This is a genomic window from Pedobacter sp. ISL-64 (assembly GCF_018613605.1).
In the GTDB taxonomy this organism is placed as follows: Bacteria; Bacteroidota; Bacteroidia; order Sphingobacteriales; family Sphingobacteriaceae; genus Pedobacter.
In genome coordinates this window covers 74,847-93,933 of record NZ_JAGGPU010000013.1, presented here as the reverse complement: position 1 = coordinate 93,933, position 19,087 = coordinate 74,847, and the positions used below count along the sequence as shown (strand labels likewise).

The window sequence follows — 19,087 nt, the reverse complement described above, 5'->3', positions numbered from 1 at the left end:
GAATGAAATGGCTTCGCTCCAGATATGTTCTTCCGCTGGCGGTTATTACACTGATTATTAGCCTGTGCCTGCAATGTGCATGGATACGGCAGTTGTATCTGGCGCAAAAGAAATCTGTTGCTACAGTACTCGAATCTATTGTTAGCGATGCATCGAGGCAGATAAGCTACCAGAGCATCGCGAAGGGGCACGAGAAAAGTATCCGTTTTCAGCAGTTTTTCCTCTCACCAGAATGGCTGGTGCTCAAGCACGCTTTTGATGATTTAAAAGTGGATAACCTGCGCAGCCGGTTCCATTATGGAATTACCAATGATAGTTCAGTGGTAGAAATGAAGATGTCGTTCCCGAACAATCCTAAAAAGCAGACCGATAACAAATCAACAGCCATTATCGATGGCAAATCACAACGGGAAGTTTCACTGGAAGATCAGCAGGACCTGAAGGAGATGGATAGTTTGGTGAACCATCGGCTCAATGGCTTGGGTGTGGCTATCGATAGGCACTATGCCCTTTACGACTATTCCGATGGGAAGTTGGTGAAAGGGAAAGCGGTTTCTAAAAATGCATCTGCTTTCGTCAGTGGGAAATATACCTATAACCTTAAGTTTCAGAAACAGTATCAGCTGGTGGTGCCAAGCATTACCTGGCTGATCATTTATCAGATGAGGTATTACCTCATTTCGTCGTTCCTGATGCTGGCGCTTACGGCAGCCGCGTTCTACCTGCTCATCAGGCTGATGAAAAATCAGCAGCTTTATGCCCAGGCGAGAATGAGCTTTACCAGTAACATAACCCATGAACTCCAAACGCCAATCTCGACGATTGCTGTGGCACTTGAATCGATCAGTAAATATCATTTGATTGATGAGCCCGAAAAGCTGCAGAATTACATCAATATAAGCCGCCACGAATTGCAGCGTTTACAAACGATGATCGAAAAGGTGCTTAAGCAGGAACAAATGGACCTTGGAAAAACAAAATTGCAGTTTACCCTCTTCGAAATTCAATCCGTAGTCAAACAAGTGATTTTTTCGATGGATATTCAGGTACGCGAGAAGAATACACAGCTTATACTTGTGCCTTCTGATGAGCCCTATTTTATTAAAGGTGATGCGATGCATATTGCTAACGTATGTTATAACCTGATTGATAATGCATTAAAATATTCGCCGGCGCAATCCAAAATTGAGGCCTCCTGCAGCATTGCTGATCGTGAGTTAACCATCAGCTTTAAGGATAATGGTCCGGGGATTAAAGAAATTTATCAGCAACAGGTTTTCGAACGTTTTTTCCGGATTTTTAGCCAGGATAATATCCACAATGTGAAAGGATCCGGTTTGGGGCTTCATTATGTAAAACAGGTGGTAGAACTCCACGGCGGGCGTGTTGCGCTGCAGAGCAAAATAGGGAAAGGAAGTAATTTTATGGTCATTTTGCCATTGTATGAAGAAAACTAAGGTTTTATATGCAGAAGATGAGCCTTTTTTGGCGCGCATTGTGCTCGATGGTTTAACCAGCAGTGGTTACGAGGTAAAGCTGGCTTTAAATGGAGCGCTTGCCTGGGCGCAATTTAAAAAAGAAAAGCCTGATATCTGTGTACTCGACATCATGATGCCCCAAAAGGATGGTTATACACTGGCGGCCGAAATCAGAAAATCAGATCCCAATATGCCGATCATCTTTTTGAGTGCCAAAGCCCTTACCGAAGATGTGGTGATGGGATTTAAAAGCGGTGGAAACGACTATCTTAAAAAACCTTTTAGTATTGATGAGCTCCTGGTGCGGATGGAATCACTTTTAAAGCGGTTTGGCCCTGCGAACAACGGGGAAACCGATGCCGATAGAAAATACCGGTTCAGGAACTGTGAACTCGATCCTGTAGCCCAAAAACTAAAAACTTCTGTCGGTGAATATTCACTTTCTTATAAAGAAGCTATCCTGCTAGAATTATTACTGAAAAACCGCAATAACATTTTGGAACGTGAGGATGCGCTGATCAAAATATGGGGCGAAGACAGTTTTTATAATGGCCGCAGTATGGATGTTTTTATGGCACATCTGCGAAAACTCTTAAAAAGTGAACCTGAAATACAGATCATCAGTTTGCGTGGAGTAGGGTATAAGCTCATTTGTTGATGATGTATTAGTTAACTTAGAATCTAAAATCCCGAAATTGATAACCAGGGTTGAAATACATGGCAAATACATCTCTCACAACTTAAAAATCAAACCAGCCTTTCTTTTTGATTAGCAGGTTTTCGGGTATTTCCAAACCTGCTGTTTTGGCCGCATCGAGATGCTGCTGTACCTTTTGCTCATCCTTAAAGCCTGCTTCATTCCTGTAAATTAAGGCAAGATCTATATTTGCCTGATGATATCCGCGATCTAATGAAAGCATAAAGTTCTCTATTGCCTTGTTCACATTTTTGCTGGTTCCCAGTCCATTTAAATGAAAAATGCCAAGATTATAGGCAGAAATATCAATGCCTTCATCAGTACCCAGCTGATAATACTTCAGTGCCTTTTCATGGTCGCCTTTTAAATCATAAAGGTAGCCCAGCCAGTTGTTTTTAGGTTCACCGAGTTCGGCAGCAGTTTGATAATATTGAAGCGCCTTATCCGGATTGAAGGGAACTAATAGATCTTCGGAATAGATGTCGCCAAGGTTATTATTGGCTATTGCCAGTTGAGCATCAGCTGCTTTGTTTAGCCAGAATAATGCCTTTTCTATATCTACTGGTGTACCAACTCCATATTTATAGCACATGCCCAGTCCATTCATGGCATTCTCTTCATTGGCAATTGCACTTTTATGGAACCAATAAAAGGCTTTATCATCATCAATAAACTCTTCAATGTTATAATAAATATGTGCAAGGTTATTCATGGAGAGGGCATAATCTTTTTCGGATGCAATGGTATCATAATATATTGATTTTGCATAATCCTTAACGTTATAAGCTTCTATAGCCTTAATACAAAGATTGTAAGCAGCGTCCAGTTCGTCTGTTATCTGTTCATCATTTCTGCTTAACCCTTTTCCGTAGGCTAAAAGTCTCTTCCTGCTTTCATGTTCAAAATAATAAGCGTAATCCTCGCTGGCATGCTCCTGCGCAACTGATTTAGGGGTAGCGGTAATTGCCGTATCGCTAACGGAATAAACGTTGTCGTCTTTAAATGCGTAGGCAAAACCATCTTCATTGGGTTTCTGTACAACCAGATCAAATTCGAAACCGCTAATATTATTGTTTGCAACATTGGAAATGCACCACAACTGGTTTTTTTGCAGTGTAAAAACGGTTTCATGAAGCCACAGGATCTGCTGGTAGTCATCAAGAGGGATTAACCATGATGGGTTTTTCGGATTACCATCATAAATGCCCTTTTTATCCCCCTGATGGACCAATGCGATATCACTTATCTCATCTTTAATTCTGGCACGGATATCCAAAATTGCATCATACTGGCAGGGCAGCACATAACATTCATTTTTTCTGCTGATGGCACCATGTTTCTTGTTTTTTCGAATAACCAGCAGGTCGTTGAAATTTGTTTGTCTGTTTATTTTTTCAAACCCGCTATCCAGCAGGGTTCCATCTTTTTTGTATAATAGCCCCGAACTAAGTCCTTTATGTGGCTTAATCATTAACAATCCATTATCGAGATTTTCTATAGAATCAATTGGGAATTCGCCCAGGTACTTAAAAAACTCATTGTAGATCTTTTGATTTTTCTGTCCACTCACCTTGGTGTAATAAAAACCGTATCCGGCATTAATTATATCCTGATGCTCAAAACCAATAACCACCTGGCCGGTGGCATTGATGACACCCCAAAGCGATTCTTTTTTTGCATTGAAGCTATTCCCCTCCCCAATAGTTTCCAGTTCGTCATAAATAAGCTGGGTGATCTGCTCGCCTTTTGAATTAATCAATCTTGATTTTTGTTGCACTGTAACTACGGCAACACCCGAATACTCGAAATCGTAAGCATCTTCCCAAATCAATGGAATGGCTATTTTTCCAGTAGTATCCACATATCCGTATTTGCCGTTTTTTGATACCACTGCTAGGTCCTGCGGCCCGAAGCTGTAAAATTCATCAAACTGGGGGGCTAGTAAGATACCGCCATCCTTATCCTTTAGTCCCCAAAGTTTATTTTCTTCAAATATTTCATAGGTAAGGTCTTCTTCAACAGCTGTCCAGATACAGGACCAGCCGTAGTTGTAGCCTTCGTAATTCAATAGGTCCGGGAAAGAGGTAAAACCAGGATTGACATCATTAAGATCTTTATAATTCAGCAGGCTAATATCGCCTGCGTCCATCGCTTTGGTTATTATCTGATTGTTATGGGCAATGTTCGCGAGCCAACGCTTTGCCTGTTCGGCGTGAGGCGAATCCTCCATATTTAAAACGTCCCACATATCCAGATGAAAGTAACTGCCTGTGAGCTTATCCAGATAATTGAAAAGCTTGTCGCGGGCATCTTTAAACTTTTCTATATCTATGATCAGACCAGGTTGGTCTTCAAGAAATTTATAAAACCGTTTCAGGTTTTCAATTCCTGGTTTGGAATAATAGAACAATCCGGAATCATTAAATTCAATATGATTGTTGTAATTGTTGCCTGAAACAAAGCCTCCTTCTACTAATAATGGCTGAAGTATAAGCGGCATTTCGTAACCCCATTCTATCATCATCTTATCTGAATCTTCTGCAACTGACGGGGTATCGATATTGTATAAATAGGTACGGTGTGACATTCAATTTTATTAAGGGGCTGCAAATCCTGGAGCCAATTTTATGCCATTTATTGGTTTGGGGTTAATTCATTTTATGGAGCTGTAGTTATGCTTTACCGTGTCTCCCAAAAAATGACCTCAGAAACGATGGGGTTACTTGTGGGGAATTCGCATAAAGCTTAAAACCTCCCTAAAGAAAATTGTGAAAAAGGGTTAATTCACCTTTTCCTTTTGAGGTCTTTGATAATGTATTCAACCCACTGATCGCCTGGTATGTTAAGCTTAACATCAGGACTGAACCCGGTTGCATCAATAGGCTTCTTATCGGTCCAGCTCGATTTTGAAACCGGCATCATGAGTATCAGTGTTTTGCACGGAAGTGGCGTTGGTGATGTTGGGCCTTCATAATCCATCATGCCTACACTATTCCTACCGTACCGTGTTGTCTTTTTGCTTTGTTTCATTAAGTGAAAAAAGTATTCTGTAGAGCTACCGCAAAGTTCATCAGTAATTAGTGCAACTTTAGCAGGACTGCCAAGAACAGAATCAAGAGGGATCGTTAATCCAGGGATCTGATAAAAGGTGTCCTTGGCAGATGTGAGTTCTGCGTAGATTTTTTTGAGGTTAGCTACATATTGATCAGGATAGTATTTTTTTAGATCTACAGGTACTGGATTTTTGACGAAGTACTCAAGCTCTGATCTTTTGAGCCGGACATTGTCCTGCGAAATGCGAAGTAGGGGGCTGTCCTGTTTGATAGGGTTGGTCATCACGTAGGGTAAGAGAAAGCTCCAGCCGGAATTGCCTCCTCCGTTCCCACGCAGATCTATGATCAGGTACTTACTATTCCGGATGGCTTTATCATGGGCTGCAACTAACTGCTCGATCTTACTGTTATTATTAAAGAAGGTCGGTATTTTGATATAGCTGGTTTCCTCGTCCAATCGAGTATAATCGAGTCCATTGTTGTTGTTTTTCCATGTACCTAACTCCTTTTTTTCTTTTGCCGTCATTTCATCTGGGAAAACCCTTCCAAAAAGTGAAAAATTCCACAGCTGCAGCAGGCTGCCCCTTTGCTGGGCATAAAAATCTATACTGTTAAATACATTGTACTGATTTAGCAGATAGCCTTTTTGGTGTGGTTTTAGTGTAAAATAGACAAGTCCCTTGTGGAGCATACTATCCTTTGCACTAAGTACAATAGCCTTGTATTCATTGCCCGGAAATTTTTTTATCCCAAGGGTAACTGAACTGTCTGCGTTTATCCATATGCCTTCAGCGCCAATACCCGGTTTCAGTGTTTTAAAATAAGATTCGTCTACAGCTACGGTTTCTTTTTCGTAATCGTCCTTGTTGAGGTATGTTAATGAAAAATGTTTGTCTGCAAAAAATCTAACATAATCTTTAATAAGATAGTAGCAGTTTTTAGGATTGTTTTCATTTTCTGCCTTTTTGCGGAGACTGGTTACCAGGTTCTCATAGGCTGGTTTTGTCTTAGTATATACTTTTTGCGGAAATCCGGCATAGTTGAGCTCAGTTTTAACAATTGCTTCATTTAAATTCTGCAGGCAGTTACAGGGTAGCTGTTGTGCCATGAGTAAAAAGGGAAAAGTAGTGGTAATAAGGAGGAGGCTTAGTCTTTTCATTACAGTAATTTGATTGAACACTAATATATTAAAGTTATCAGGTTTTTTGATAGTATAGCCCCTGGTTTAATTGCCTAATCAAAATTTATGACTGGCAACGCAGGTATATTATAATACAAAGTAAGACCTGGTCAGACGTAAAAATGAAAAGGTCCCTCACGACCTGATTGGATCTATTTTGGTCAATCATTAAGATGCCTTTAATACTGCATGGCAAATAGTTGAGGCTACAGTTTGGAGCGGAATCAGGTGAACTTTAGCCGAAAAGCCATTTTTAAAAATTATATTATTGATTTTCAGAATGTTGATGTGGTTGAAAAGTGATGACCATCAGTTTTCAATCTGGTGCGCCTCACAAAATTTGACGCAGAACAGGGTAGGTTTGACCAACAGTTTAATCCAATAACCCTGCTATGAAAACATTTAACATATTCCAGAAAAAAATCAAACCTATCATCCTATTGTTTATGCTCTTCCCGCTGGTAACAGTGGCGCAAACAACATATCAGCTTTCGCAAACAGCCAGCAGTTCAGTTAAGGTAACGGGTACATCCAATGTTCACGATTGGTCGATGACATCCAAACAGTTCGAAAGCACAGGTACATTTAATTTCAATGCCCGTGGTGAAATGACAGATGTAACGGCCCTAAAATTTACCCTGGCAGCAAAGAGCCTCAAAAGCGGTAAATCTGCTATGGACGACCGTACCTATAAAACGCTTAACGCAACTGAGTTCCCTAAGATAAGCTATCAGCTCACTTTTGCAACAGTTACCATGGTACAGGCAAAAAGGTATTCTATCCAGACAACAGGAATCCTGACCATTGCAGGAAAAACACAAAGCCTTTCAATGAAGGTAATAGCTTTGGTAAATGCAGATGGTTCCATCAGTTGTCATGGCAACGAAAACTTAATGCTAACCGACTATAGTATTGAACCACCAAGTTTTATGCTTGGCGCAATGAAAGTGGGTAATAACCTCGTTGTCAGGTTCGAGTTCGATTATGTTAAGACATCAGTAGCAAAATAACAGCTCATCACTAAGATAAAATCATGAAAAATAAATTTACACTAGTTTCTGCCCTCGTAGTTGCAATTATAAGTTCGTATAGTTTTGGGCTACAGGCACAGGTTTCCAATCTGAGGCCCTATGATAAATCCGGTATCAATGTTTTTGAGGCGCCCAAAGATAGCAATGCCGTGTTTGATAAAATAAAAGTCCGTTTTGGTGCAGGATTTACCCAGTCTTTTCAGGGGCTGAAACATGAAAACACATCGGGGGGACTATATAAAATGACCCCGGGTTTTAATACAGCCAATGCCAATCTGTTCATGGATGTACAACTCTCAGATGGAATCAGGCTGAACCTCACGAGCTACCTTTCTTCCCGCCACCACAACGAAACCTGGGTAAAGGGTGGATATATCCAGTTTGATAAGCTGCCGTTCAAGGGTAAATTGTGGGACGATATTATGTCGGTAACCACCATCAAAATCGGGCACATGGAAATTAACTACGGCGATCAGCATTTCCGCAGGTCCGATGGCGGGCAAACGATTTATAACCCATTTATTGAAAATTACATCATGGATGGGTTTACAACTGAAATTGGCGGAGAGGTTTTAGTGAGAAAAAATGCACTGTTTGGTTTAATCGGTGTTTCCAATGGAATGATTAAAGGTAATATCGATAGCCTGATCGCTACTCCTCAGGATGCAAACGTGCATAAATCACCAGCGGTTTATGTAAAAGGTGGTTTTGATAAACAGCTGAACAGCGATTTGAGGGTGCGTTTTGCGGCCTCCTATTACAGTAATAACAGTTCTGGCGGACAGACCTTATATGGCGGCGACCGTACCGGGTCTAACTATTTTATGGTGCTGGAAAAAGTTGGCGCAGTAAATACCACCAATGCCTTCTCCGGGCGGTTTAACCCTGGCTTTACTAAAAAGGTAAATGCCTTTCAATTAAATGCATTTATAAAATTACAGGGAGTGGAACTCTTTGCAACATATGAAAATGCAAAGGGCAGATCAAAAACAGAGACAAGTAGCCGGGGAGCTGAGCAGATAGCAATAGATGGTGTATACAGGTTCGGAAAGACAGAAAACTTCTTTATTGGTGCAAAATACAATGTGGTTACCGCCGCAATGCCTAATGTGGCAGCTGCCGGCACAACTCCTGCAATAACCTATGCCGGGGATGTAAAAATAGATCGTATTGCCATTGCTGCGGGATGGTTTATGACCAAAAATATATTGTTAAAAGGCGAATATGTGAGCCAGAAATATAAAGATTTCCCAACTGCAGATTTCCGCAGCGGAGGAAAATTTAAAGGTTATGTGATTCAGGCTGTTGTAGGATTTTAGCCAATAAACCATTAGGCGGTAATGATTGTGCCTGCCTTAAAAAAAACATGATGAAGCTACTGTTAACCATCTTTTTTTTGCTGTTGGCCGGCTTGAGGCCTGCAGGTAAAACCAAAAGTACCTCCAGATGGGTGGTGAGCGAAAACAGCATGCTCACTGTTAATGGAACCACCAATATAAACCGCTTTTCCTGCGTAATCCTGCGTTATCCCAAAACCGATACCGTTCTGGTTTCGAAGGATAAAACAGACCATATTGCGCTTTCAGGAGTCTTAAATCTGGAGGTGAAAAATTTTGATTGTAGCAGTGCGATGATGACTAAACAACTACTCAATACACTGCAGGAAAACAGGTTTCCAGTCCTAAGGATCAAATTCCTGTCCTTAAAAGAAATCCCTTCTGAAGGTCAGAATAGTTTTGTTAAGGGAGATGTGGAGATCACGCTATCAGGGGTATTAAAAAGATTCGAAATCTGTTATCAGATAAATGTTAAACGAGGCACTATCGAGCTGATAGGGCAACAAGCCATCAATTTTTCTGATTTTCATCTGATTCCTCCACAAAAAATAGGCAGACTCATCCGGGCTAAAGATCAACTGGTTGTGGCTTTCTTTTTAAAAATGGAACGGGCAGGGTAATTCAGGTGTTTTAGTGCATTGTGTTTATCTAAACTGCCCTTTTTCCAACAATGAAATCGTACTGAGCTGAATCTTATTTAACCTTTCCTGAAGTTCGAGGGCTTTGTTCTTTTCGTTAAGTAAAGCCTTCAAACGGTCTACTTCTGCTGCAAGTCTTTGTTTCTCCTGTAACTCCATCTTCGAGAAAACCTTTCCACTTTCGTAATAGCTGAAAAAATTATAGTTCAGGATTTCACTCACGCGGACCAAAGTAAGGATATCGATAGTTGCGGTATTCAGCATCTCCTGCGTTTTTGTTTTGCTGATCTTAAGGGCGGCGGCAATGTCTGAAACAGAGATATCTTTCTGCTTCATTTCCTTCCAGATCATTAAGCCTATATGGACACTCATCTTATATTATGGGATAATTTTAAAACATTGAAATTACGGAAAGCATGCTGATTTAATCATTTTTTGTGGTAATGATAATTAGTCTAAATATTTCTTTAGCATATCATCATAATGATCGGGCACTTAAATGCTAACACCGGAAGAATCATTTTAATAACTGATGCGGCTCATATTTTTAACACGGGCTTTTTACAAACTTTATACCTATCAAAAAAGACCCATTATGAAAAAGATCCTGGTACCTGTTGATTTCTCTACAACTGCAGAGAACGCAGCCGATTATGCAACTGATCTGGCCCATGGTATTGGTGCCAGAGTAGAACTGTTAAATGTTTTTCAGGCTCCTGAGTTTTCTCCTGCTGCGGCATCTCTGGTATGGCCGCTTGAAGAATATAAGCTTATAGAAGACGATGCTAAAAAAGCCTTGGGCAAATTGGTCGAAAAGGTTGAAGAAAAGTATAAAAAAGCCCATCATGAGCTTGGTTTTAAAGCAGAAGTGTTTGGGAAATCTGTTCGTGGCGAGGTTGAACAAGAGGTTAGCAAGTATTTTACCGAGTGTAAAATGAACCTCGTTGTGGCCGGATTAAACCGTGCAGATAAGTTAACCAAAACACTTATGGGCAGTGTTGCCAGAAAAATTATTGAGCAGGAAATACCTGTTTTGCTTATCCCTGCGGGATACAGGTTTAAGAAACCTAAAAAAATCGCCTTTGCTACAGATTTTAGCCATAGTGATATCCCTGTTTTATGTACACTTGCCGAATTTGCAAAACCTTTTAATGCCGATATACTCATTACACATACCGGTAATTCAAAATCAGAACCAGAAGGTTATAAGCATACAACAGAAAATTTTTTAAACCGGGTTGCCGATCGGGTCAACTATAGAAATATCTACCATAGGCATATATATCCTGACCATGGTGCACCGAAAACATAGTTTTTTTCATCGCCTGCTTAAAGGTAGTTACACCCTGAACATGTCAGATCATATTCAGATCCCGCTTTTGGTTTTACCGCCATCACACAATATTCCGATGTAATAATTCATCACCAGATAAAATTCAATTATTATAATCTATTGTAAAACAGAATATATGTATCCTAAAACAATGAAAGCCGCAGTTATCCATGAATATGGAGGACCACTGGCCATAGAAGAACTTCCGGTTAGACTACTCAATCAATATGAGATTTTGGTTAAGGTAATTTCATGTGGGGTATGCCACACCGATCTGCATGCCTGTAATGGAGACTGGCCTGTAAAATCAAAAATGCCATTGGTGCCAGGCCACGAAGCCATTGGGTTGGTAGCTGCAATGGGACATGATGTTAAAACTGTTAAGGAAGGAGATGTGGTTGGTGTGCCTTGGTTATACAGTGCATGTGGCTGTTGCGAATTCTGCTTAACCGGCTGGGAAACATTATGCTATGAGCAGCAGAATGGAGGCTATAGTGTTGATGGAGGTTTTGCAGAGTATGTAATTGCCGATTCGAGATACGTTGCCCATTTCCCTTCGCATGTAAATTTTGCAGAAATGGCGCCGATTATCTGTGCCGGGGTTACCGTATACAAAGGTTTAAAAGAAACTGATGCAAAAGCAGGTGAATGGGTAGCCATATCAGGTATTGGCGGGCTCGGCCATCTTGGAGTTCAGTATGCAAAGGCCATGGGCTTTCAGGTTGCCGCGATTGATATCTCAAACGATAAACCGGAAATGGCCAGAAAACTGGGTGCAGACATTGTTGTTAATGCGCTAGAACATGACCCAGGCGAATTTCTTAAAAAACAAACCGGGGGTATGCACGGCGTATTGGTTACGGCAGTAACACCTGTCGCTTTTAGTCAAGGGCTTTCGGCATTGCGCAGAAAAGGCACCTTATCCCTAAACGGACTACCTCCAGGCAGTTTTGACCTTCCCATATTCGATACCGTGTTGAACAGAATAACAATCAGGGGTTCTATTGTCGGCACAAGAAAGGATATGCAGGAAGCGATCGAATTTGCGGTAGATGGAAAGGTAAGGGCGCAGGTTAAATCAGCAAAACTGGAAGATATCAATAATGTGTTCGATCAAATGAAAAAGGGCGAGATTGATGGACGGATTGTTTTGGATATTTCTGGTGATTAGGTGTTTATTAATCAATATTTAACGAATAAGAAGATGTTAGGGACATTAAAAGAAGAGGATATAGAAAAGCTCCTTAAGGAACAATATATTGGCCGTTTGGCCTGCCATGCACATGGAGTAAGTTACATTGTGCCCATTAATTATGTGTACAGCAGCAGCACAGTTTATGCTCATTCTGCTCCGGGGCAAAAAATCAGGATGATGAAAAGCAATCCTCAGGTATGCTTTCAGACCGATCAGATCCGCGATACTTATAATTGGAAAAGTGTGGTGTGCTGGGGCAAATTTGAAGAAATTACGGATGCTGCAGAAAAACAAAGGGCGCTACAGGGAATTATCCACCGAATGATGCCTTTAACCAATACCCCTTCTGAGCAACCATCGCATGGAACTGGCAAAAAGGATACTTATGATCAAGATATTATCGTGTTCAAAATTATCTTTCATCTTAAAACAGGTAGATTCGAGATAAACGATAGTGTTGAATAAGCGGTTTAGCAAAATAAATATACCCCAACCTTTCCCAAAGGCATATTATAAAACGTTAAAAAGTGACCTCACTCACTTTTCGTTTTGACAGGCATCATCTCCAGATCAGTTCAACTATAATAGTTTTGCTGTCGAAATCATCGGCTTTTTGTTATAAAAGGCCAAACCTTATTACGAAACACCATGCCACATTCATTCCATATCCCTGTATTAGGCCTAGGCTATTCTATTGATACGCCATTAAAAGTTGCCAGGTACGGTATTTCGTCCGTGCTGTCTATTGTTGATGACGAACTGATTGAGCGCATGCGTGCTTATCATTCAAAAAACCGCCAGATTTATTTCGAAGCGATTCCGAAAGGAGCAGCTGACTGCCGGAGTAAACGTATTACGGCCTACCTCAACTTTTTGTCGGAAACGATAACCGACGATTTTAAAAACTTAAAAAAGCAGGATTTTGTCACTGGTAATGATATATGCCGTTATTTCGAACTACTTCCTGATACGTCTAAATTAAAACATGGTTACGAACTGATGCTGGACTATCCCGAAGGTGAAACCAAGCAGACCTTCCAGGCGCTTTTAAAAAATTCGATGCGGGTAGGGGCTATTGATGTAAACATCATGGCCAAGGTAGATAAAATGAATTATGTAAATGGCGAATATTCTGGTGATACCAATACGGATGCATTAGCTGCACTCCGTGGTTTTGCGGAAAGTAAACTGAACGCTTCTGTTGTACTCTCTGCTGGCATGAACCCGAAATTATACAGCTATATGGAAAATTTTGAAGACTTTTTTCCTGATGAAAATGGCAAGCTGAAAAAGAAAATCATCTTAAAGGTTAGCGACTTCAGATCGGCACTGATCCAGGCTAAATTTTTGGCAAAAAAGGGTTTATGGGTTTCCGAATTCAGGATAGAGTCGGGCTTAAACTGTGGAGGCCATGCATTTGCAACAGAAGGCTATTTACTGGGGCCGATTTTGGAAGAATTTAAGCTCAAAAAAAACGATATGCTTGTTGAGCTTTTTAACATGTACCAATCTGCTTTAGTGCAAAATGGAATCCCAACAGAAAAACAGCCCAAGCAGCGGATCAGTGTCCAGGGTGGGATTGGTACGGCTGCAGAACACGATTTCCTCCTTCAACATTACAATCTCGATGCCACAGGATGGGGAAGCCCGTTCCTATTGGTACCCGAAGTAACGAATGTAGATGCCGAAACATTGGCGCAATTGGCCAGTTCAACAGAAAGCGATTTTTACCTGAGTGGAGCCTCTCCGCTGGGTATTCAGTTTAATAATTTTAAAAACAGTACAATAGAACTCCAACGTACCGAGCGGATTGAAAAGGGCAGGCCGGGAAGCCCATGTACCAAAAAATACCTTTGCAACAATACCGAATTTACTGAGCAGGCCATCTGTACGGCATCCCGCGAATATCAGCACTTAAAAATCAAAAGTCTTAAAACTGCTGGCCTATCCGCAGGCGAATACCAAAAACAGTTTAATCTGGTAACCGAAAAAGTTTGCCTTTGTGAGGGCTTATGCGCCGCTACCTATCTCAAATATAACATGGCTAAACCAAAAGAAAGCACCGCAGTAGCCATTTGCCCAGGGCCAAACCTGGCCTATTTTTCTGATGTGTATTCACTTGATGAAATGGTTGGCCATATTTACGGGAAAATTAACCTGTTGAGACAGGTAGAACGGCCACATATATTCATCAAAGAACTCAATCTTTATATCGATTATCTTCAGGAAGATATCAAACAGCAGCTTCAACATTTCAGCGATAAAAAAATAAAACAGTTAAACGGATTCAAACTCCAGCTGGCCGAAGGGATTAATTATTATAAAAAGCTTTTTGCCGAGGTTGCAGATCAGGCATCTGGAGAATTAAAGGGATTATATGAACAGCTGGCGAAGTCGAAAGACAAACTGGACGGATTGATTATTGAATAAGAGAAAAAAGATGGCAAATAACTTTTCTATATTTACAAGGATATACTGATGTATTACATGGATAGATCGAAATTTTTAGATGCCATTATTGAAAATGCCATTGATGGGATTATTACCATTGATGATAAAGGGATTATAGAACATTTAAACCCGGCTGCACTTGAGCTTTTTGGTTATGGCAGAGCAGAACTGGTTGGAAAAAACGTATCGGTGTTAATGCCAGAACCCGATCATTCGCGCCATGATGGTTACTTATCCAGATATGAACATACCGGGCAGAAACACATTATCGGAACCGGGAGAGAAGTTTCTGGTAAACGTAAGGATGGCTCGGTTTTTCCTTTTAGGCTGGGGGTAAGCGAAATAAAATTTAGCGACCGTAAAATTTATACCGGTTTTATCCACGATCTGAGTAAAGAAAAGGCCAATGAAGAGCAGATCAGAAGTTACACCGAAAAATTAGAGGTCAAGATCAAGGAACGCACACACGATCTGGTAAAGCTGGTATCAGAACTCGAAATGGCCAAGGAAAATATGCAGGCGCTTTTTCAGAAAGAGAAGGAGCTCAATCAGCTCAAAACAAGGTTCGTGTCTATGGCCTCGCATGAGTTTAGAACACCACTCAGTTCGATACAATTATCGGCTTCTTTAATCGATAAATATACTTCCAGGCATGATGTGACCAGTGTAGAAAAACATACGCTGAAAATCAAAAATTCGATCAACAATCTCACTACGATCCTGAACGACTTCCTCTCATTGGAAAAACTTGAAGCGGGAAAAGTGGAAGCGTCGGCACAATCTTTCAACATCATCAGTTTTGCCGAAGAAATAGCTGAAGAAATGCAGATGATGACCAAACAGAACCAGCACATTATTTACGAACACACCGGTACAACCGCCGAAGTTTATCTCGATCCGAACCTGTTGAAAAACTGCGTCATTAATCTGATTTCCAATTCGATAAAATACTCTGGCGCAGATACTTTGATCCAGTTCAATTCTATATTAAAAGATGATGAACTCATTTTGGAGGTGAAAGACAATGGAATCGGCATTCCAAAAGTGGATCAGCAAAATCTGTTCGAACCATTTTTCAGGGCACACAATACGGGCGACATCCCTGGCACTGGTTTAGGCCTGAACATTGTAAAAAGATATGTCGGTCTGATGAATGGTACCGTAGCCTGCCAGAGCGAACAAAACTCAGGTACCACTTTTACACTCACCTTTGCGCTCGGTAAATAATTTACAATTAAACATCCAATCTCCATGAACAAGAAAGTTTTGATTATTGAAGATAATGACGATATAAGGGAAAGTACAGCTGAGGTGCTTGATCTGGCAGGTTACCAAACTTTTACCGCCAAACATGGTAAGCTCGGTGTAGAAATGGCTTTGAACCATTTGCCTGATGTGATTCTTTGTGATATCATGATGCCAGAACTGGATGGTTATGGGGTTTTGTACCTGCTGAATAAAAACCAGAAAACAGCAAATATTCCTTTTATTTTCATTACGGCAAAAACCGAGCGGGCAGACATGCGAAAAGGCATGGAAATGGGTGCAGATGATTACCTCACCAAACCGTTTGATGATATAGAACTTTTTAAGGCCATAGAAAGTAGGTTTAAAAAGAAACAACAATCAGCTGGCTTTAATTCAAGTGCAGGCAACAGTGAAACGGTGATGGATGAGCTTCGTAAAAAGGGCAAATTAAGACCAATTGCCAACAAGCAGATTATTTATGTGGAAGGGGATGAACCTAGCCATTTGTATTATTTGGTTAAAGGCCAGGTAAAAACCTACAAACGTTTTAAGGATGGCAGGGAACTTTCGTCGAGCTTGTATCATGACGGCGATTTTTTTGGATATGAAAGTTTGTGTAATGGCGAAGTATACACAGACAATGCAGCAACCTTAATTGAATCAGAGATTATCCAGATCCCCAAAGCCGATTTTATGGAGTACCTGCTCAACCATCAGGCCGTATCCAAAACTTTTATTGCTTTATTGTCTGGAAATGTGCGCGATAAGGGAAAGCAAATGCTTCAACTGGCCTATTCATCGGTACGGAAACGTGTAGCAGAAGCGTTGCTACAAGTGGCCGCTAAATTTGGAGACGGTGTTGAAGATAGCTGTACCATCCGGATTTCTCGTGATGACCTTGCTGCATTGGTAGGTACGGCCAGCGAAACCGTAAGCAGAATGCTTGCTGATTTTAAAGATGAAAAACTGATAGATAAAACAGGGAATGCCATAAATATCCGCTCGATCGAAAAACTCCGAAACATTAAACAGTAATTTGTTCATTAGGCAATAGTTCGTGATGATGATCGTTTATAAAACCTGTCATTCTGAACGTAGTGAAGAATCTTTAACCTTTAACTGCCGAAATAAGTTCAGCAGGATATAAGGCATAGGGCAGCGCGATTTGCCCCAGCTACGGTCGACTTTCCCAGAGGTCCGTTTTTTAGCCAAAAACAAAAGAGTTGGGTTACAGGTAAGATAAATCGTCATCTCGACCGCAGTGGAGAGATCTTTTAACATAATCTAAAGACCTCTCCACTCCGCATTCGCTTCGATCGAGATGACGTCAATTTTTAGAACCTGTCATTGGTAATTGATTGGGAACCACGAAGTGCTCATCGAAGATAATCTTAATGCTTTAGGATTCCCACCTGCGTGGGAATGACGATCGTATTATAAAAATTAGTCAATAGTTCATATTTATTGCCGAGGTTGATTCATCAGTAAATTGTTTAAAGCGGTTAATCAACGCTATGCTCCGAGCCCCAAACTCAAATTATTAATCGGTTAACTGACTCCAAACGCCCAACGCCAAACTAAGAAATGTAATCAAAATCATTTTTTTCTCTAATCATTCTCACCTGCGGCACCTGCCCAGGACCATAGTTTTGTATATATAAACTCTGTATATGAAAGCTATAGCTTACAACATCAAACCCGATGAAAAGGAATGGTTGGCACTGGCCAATTATAAAAAACACGACATTACCATAATTGCGAACAGTTTAACAGTCGATACGCTTTCATTTGCAGCCGGAAAGGAGGCCCTCTTGGTTTTTAACAACGATGAACTAAGTGGGGCGATGATTCTGGGGCTAAAAGCCCTGGGCATAAAATACATTGCAACCTCATCTTCCGAAACAGATCACCTCGATTTAAAAGCTGCGGGTTCTGCTGGGATCAAAGTGGCAAATGTTCCTTTGGCATCCGGCGATGCCAACGCTAAACAACGGATGGAGCAGGTGATCAGAAACCTCGATCAATGGGCTGTGGGTAAATGCGTAGGTAGCGCGTGCTGTTGTCAAAACGAATGTTCCACCGTAAAAGCGCTCAAATAATGGAAACTTCTGCATTGCTTAAAAAATACAATGTTGCCACACCAAGGTACACCAGTTACCCAACTGTTCCTTACTGGGATATTGAAAATTTCACCGCAAATGGTTGGTTAGCCAATGTAGCCAACACCTATGAAAGCCATAAAGATGAAGGGATCAGTATATATATCCACCTTCCATTTTGCGAGAGCCTATGCACCTATTGCGGTTGTAATACCCGGATAACAAAAAACCATGGTGTAGAGGTACCGTATATAAATGCTGTACTGGCAGAATGGAAAATGTATGTAGAAGTTTTGAGGGAGAAACCTAAACTAAAGGAACTGCACCTGGGTGGTGGAACACCAACTTTTTTCAGCCCAGAGAACCTGGGATTATTGATCAATGGCATTCTGCAAAATTCAACTTTGGCAGCTGATGCAGAATTTTCTTTTGAGGCACACCCAGCCAATACCACCAGTGAACATTTAACTATGCTGTACAGTCTTGGTTTTAAAAGATTAAGTCTGGGAATCCAGGATTTCGACCCTAAAGTACAGTTCCTGATCAACCGCTTTCAAACGCCCAAGCAGGTAGCTGAGGTTACAACAGAAGCAAAGAAAATCGGTTATACCTCTGTTAATTTTGATCTGATCTATGGCCTTCCAGGGCAAACTGTTAATGGATTAACAGACACCATAAAACAGGTAATCGATATGCGGCCAGACCGGATTGCCTTTTACAGTTATGCGCATGTGCCCTGGTTAAAACCCGGCCAAAGACATTATACCGAAAAGGATCTTCCCCAGGGCGACGAAAAATTTGCGCTCTACCAATTGGGCAGGCAGTTACTGGATGAAGCTGGTTATAAAGACGTTGGTATGGATCATTTCGCACTAAAAACCGATTCATTGTTCCAGGCGATGGCTGATCTGAAACTCCATCGCAATTTTATGGGCTATACCAATCAGCATACCCGTTTACTTATCGGATTGGGCGTGTCTTCCATCAGCGATAGCTGGACAGCCTTTGCACAAAACCCGAAAACGGTAGAAGATTATCTCAATAAAATTGAACAAGATACACTACCTGTAGAAAAAGGCCATTTCCTTACCGGTGAAGATCTTGAGATAAGAAAACATATCCTTAACCTCATGTGTAAGGAAAATACAGTGTACAACGAAGGCATTCCAGAACAAGTATATGGTAGGCTGTTGCCCTTATTACACGATAAGCTGATCTGGGTAACCGAAAAAGAAATCAGGATTACCACCAGAGGACGATCTTTTTTACGGAATGTGTGCATGGCTTTCGACGAGAAACTATGGCTCAAACAGCCCAAAACCCAATTGTTCAGTTCATCAATTTAAG

The 19,087-nt window shown here is 40.9% G+C and carries 16 protein-coding genes; 13 read left to right on the top strand and 3 right to left on the bottom strand.

All coding sequences use genetic code 11. From position 1 onward, the window contains the following. Positions 1–2 precede the first annotated feature (2 nt). Both J7E57_RS17490 and J7E57_RS17485 read left to right on the top strand, forming a co-directional pair. On the top strand, positions 3–1,457 hold the full coding sequence (locus J7E57_RS17490) for a sensor histidine kinase (RefSeq protein ID WP_215131511.1): 1,455 nt from the start codon (positions 3–5) through the stop codon (positions 1,455–1,457). Continuing rightward, complete coding sequence (locus J7E57_RS17485; protein WP_215131509.1) at positions 1,444–2,136, top strand: response regulator transcription factor; 693 nt, start codon at positions 1,444–1,446, stop codon at positions 2,134–2,136. The genes J7E57_RS17490 and J7E57_RS17485 overlap by 14 nt, the downstream gene beginning before the upstream one ends. Positions 2,137–2,218: 82 nt before the next feature. Here J7E57_RS17485 and J7E57_RS17480 read toward each other — a convergent pair whose 3' ends face one another. After that, complete coding sequence (locus tag J7E57_RS17480) at positions 2,219–4,762, bottom strand: SEL1-like repeat protein (protein ID WP_215131507.1); 2,544 nt, start codon at positions 4,760–4,762, stop codon at positions 2,219–2,221. Between the two features lie 197 nt (positions 4,763–4,959). Beyond that, positions 4,960–6,387, bottom strand: a complete 1,428-nt coding sequence (locus J7E57_RS17475; RefSeq protein WP_215131505.1) for a S41 family peptidase — start codon at positions 6,385–6,387, stop codon at positions 4,960–4,962. A gap of 413 nt (positions 6,388–6,800) precedes the next feature. Here J7E57_RS17475 and J7E57_RS17470 point away from each other — a divergent pair, with 413 nt between their 5' ends. The 3 genes from J7E57_RS17470 to J7E57_RS17460 are packed head-to-tail and all read left to right on the top strand — an operon-like array spanning position 6,801 to position 9,396. Then, complete coding sequence (locus J7E57_RS17470; RefSeq protein ID WP_215131503.1) at positions 6,801–7,418, top strand: YceI family protein; 618 nt, start codon at positions 6,801–6,803, stop codon at positions 7,416–7,418. Positions 7,419–7,441: 23 nt separating this feature from the next. After that, on the top strand, positions 7,442–8,758 hold the full coding sequence (locus J7E57_RS17465; protein WP_215131501.1) for a hypothetical protein: 1,317 nt from the start codon (positions 7,442–7,444) through the stop codon (positions 8,756–8,758). Positions 8,759–8,805: 47 nt separating this feature from the next. Continuing rightward, positions 8,806–9,396, top strand: a complete 591-nt coding sequence (locus J7E57_RS17460; RefSeq protein ID WP_215131499.1) for a YceI family protein — start codon at positions 8,806–8,808, stop codon at positions 9,394–9,396. A 24-nt stretch (positions 9,397–9,420) separates the two neighbouring features. Here the strand turns inward: J7E57_RS17460 and J7E57_RS17455 are convergent, their stop codons facing one another. Beyond that, complete coding sequence (locus J7E57_RS17455; protein ID WP_215131497.1) at positions 9,421–9,786, bottom strand: helix-turn-helix domain-containing protein; 366 nt, start codon at positions 9,784–9,786, stop codon at positions 9,421–9,423. Between the two features lie 223 nt (positions 9,787–10,009). Between J7E57_RS17455 and J7E57_RS17450 the strand changes: the two genes are divergently transcribed. The 8 genes from J7E57_RS17450 (at position 10,010) to hemN (ending at position 19,086) form a co-directional block, all read left to right on the top strand. Further along, the gene (locus J7E57_RS17450; RefSeq protein ID WP_215131495.1) at positions 10,010–10,726 is read left to right on the top strand and encodes a universal stress protein; all 717 of its coding nucleotides are present in this window, start codon (positions 10,010–10,012) and stop codon (positions 10,724–10,726) included. A 157-nt stretch (positions 10,727–10,883) separates the two neighbouring features. Continuing rightward, the gene (gene adhP / locus J7E57_RS17445; RefSeq protein ID WP_215131493.1) at positions 10,884–11,918 is read left to right on the top strand and encodes an alcohol dehydrogenase AdhP; all 1,035 of its coding nucleotides are present in this window, start codon (positions 10,884–10,886) and stop codon (positions 11,916–11,918) included. Positions 11,919–11,951: 33 nt separating this feature from the next. After that, the gene (locus tag J7E57_RS17440) at positions 11,952–12,407 is read left to right on the top strand and encodes a pyridoxamine 5'-phosphate oxidase family protein (protein ID WP_215131491.1); all 456 of its coding nucleotides are present in this window, start codon (positions 11,952–11,954) and stop codon (positions 12,405–12,407) included. A gap of 183 nt (positions 12,408–12,590) precedes the next feature. Further along, positions 12,591–14,372, top strand: a complete 1,782-nt coding sequence (locus J7E57_RS17435) for a hypothetical protein (RefSeq protein ID WP_215131489.1) — start codon at positions 12,591–12,593, stop codon at positions 14,370–14,372. A 57-nt stretch (positions 14,373–14,429) separates the two neighbouring features. Further along, complete coding sequence (locus J7E57_RS17430; RefSeq protein WP_215131487.1) at positions 14,430–15,620, top strand: PAS domain-containing sensor histidine kinase; 1,191 nt, start codon at positions 14,430–14,432, stop codon at positions 15,618–15,620. Positions 15,621–15,644: 24 nt separating this feature from the next. Then, entirely contained in the window at positions 15,645–16,676 is a 1,032-nt protein-coding gene (locus J7E57_RS17425) for a response regulator (RefSeq protein ID WP_215131485.1), read from the top strand. Positions 16,677–17,311: 635 nt separating this feature from the next. Continuing rightward, positions 17,312–17,740 (top strand): lactate dehydrogenase, encoded by a 429-nt coding sequence (locus tag J7E57_RS17420; RefSeq protein WP_215131483.1) that lies wholly within the window; start codon positions 17,312–17,314, stop codon positions 17,738–17,740. Continuing rightward, complete coding sequence (hemN, locus tag J7E57_RS17415) at positions 17,740–19,086, top strand: oxygen-independent coproporphyrinogen III oxidase (RefSeq protein WP_215131481.1); 1,347 nt, start codon at positions 17,740–17,742, stop codon at positions 19,084–19,086. The genes J7E57_RS17420 and hemN overlap by 1 nt, the downstream gene beginning before the upstream one ends. Position 19,087 lies beyond the last annotated feature (1 nt).

Bases quoted from the DNA above. Each gene is read 5' to 3' on its own strand.
- J7E57_RS17435 (WP_215131489.1), top strand. From the start codon at position 12,591: ATGCCACATTCATTCCATATCCCTGTATTAGGCCTAGGCTATTCTATT.
- J7E57_RS17420 (WP_215131483.1), top strand. From the start codon at position 17,312: ATGAAAGCTATAGCTTACAACATCAAACCCGATGAAAAGGAATGGTTG.
- J7E57_RS17440 (WP_215131491.1), top strand. From the start codon at position 11,952: ATGTTAGGGACATTAAAAGAAGAGGATATAGAAAAGCTCCTTAAGGAA.
- J7E57_RS17475 (WP_215131505.1), bottom strand. From the start codon at position 6,387: ATGAAAAGACTAAGCCTCCTCCTTATTACCACTACTTTTCCCTTTTTA.
- hemN (WP_215131481.1), top strand. From the start codon at position 17,740: ATGGAAACTTCTGCATTGCTTAAAAAATACAATGTTGCCACACCAAGG.
- J7E57_RS17470 (WP_215131503.1), top strand. From the start codon at position 6,801: ATGAAAACATTTAACATATTCCAGAAAAAAATCAAACCTATCATCCTA.
- adhP (WP_215131493.1), top strand. From the start codon at position 10,884: ATGTATCCTAAAACAATGAAAGCCGCAGTTATCCATGAATATGGAGGA.
- J7E57_RS17465 (WP_215131501.1), top strand. From the start codon at position 7,442: ATGAAAAATAAATTTACACTAGTTTCTGCCCTCGTAGTTGCAATTATA.
- J7E57_RS17430 (WP_215131487.1), top strand. From the start codon at position 14,430: ATGGATAGATCGAAATTTTTAGATGCCATTATTGAAAATGCCATTGAT.
- J7E57_RS17485 (WP_215131509.1), top strand. From the start codon at position 1,444: ATGAAGAAAACTAAGGTTTTATATGCAGAAGATGAGCCTTTTTTGGCG.
- J7E57_RS17460 (WP_215131499.1), top strand. From the start codon at position 8,806: ATGATGAAGCTACTGTTAACCATCTTTTTTTTGCTGTTGGCCGGCTTG.
- J7E57_RS17480 (WP_215131507.1), bottom strand. From the start codon at position 4,762: ATGTCACACCGTACCTATTTATACAATATCGATACCCCGTCAGTTGCA.
- J7E57_RS17490 (WP_215131511.1), top strand. From the start codon at position 3: ATGAAATGGCTTCGCTCCAGATATGTTCTTCCGCTGGCGGTTATTACA.
- J7E57_RS17455 (WP_215131497.1), bottom strand. From the start codon at position 9,786: ATGAGTGTCCATATAGGCTTAATGATCTGGAAGGAAATGAAGCAGAAA.
- J7E57_RS17425 (WP_215131485.1), top strand. From the start codon at position 15,645: ATGAACAAGAAAGTTTTGATTATTGAAGATAATGACGATATAAGGGAA.
- J7E57_RS17450 (WP_215131495.1), top strand. From the start codon at position 10,010: ATGAAAAAGATCCTGGTACCTGTTGATTTCTCTACAACTGCAGAGAAC.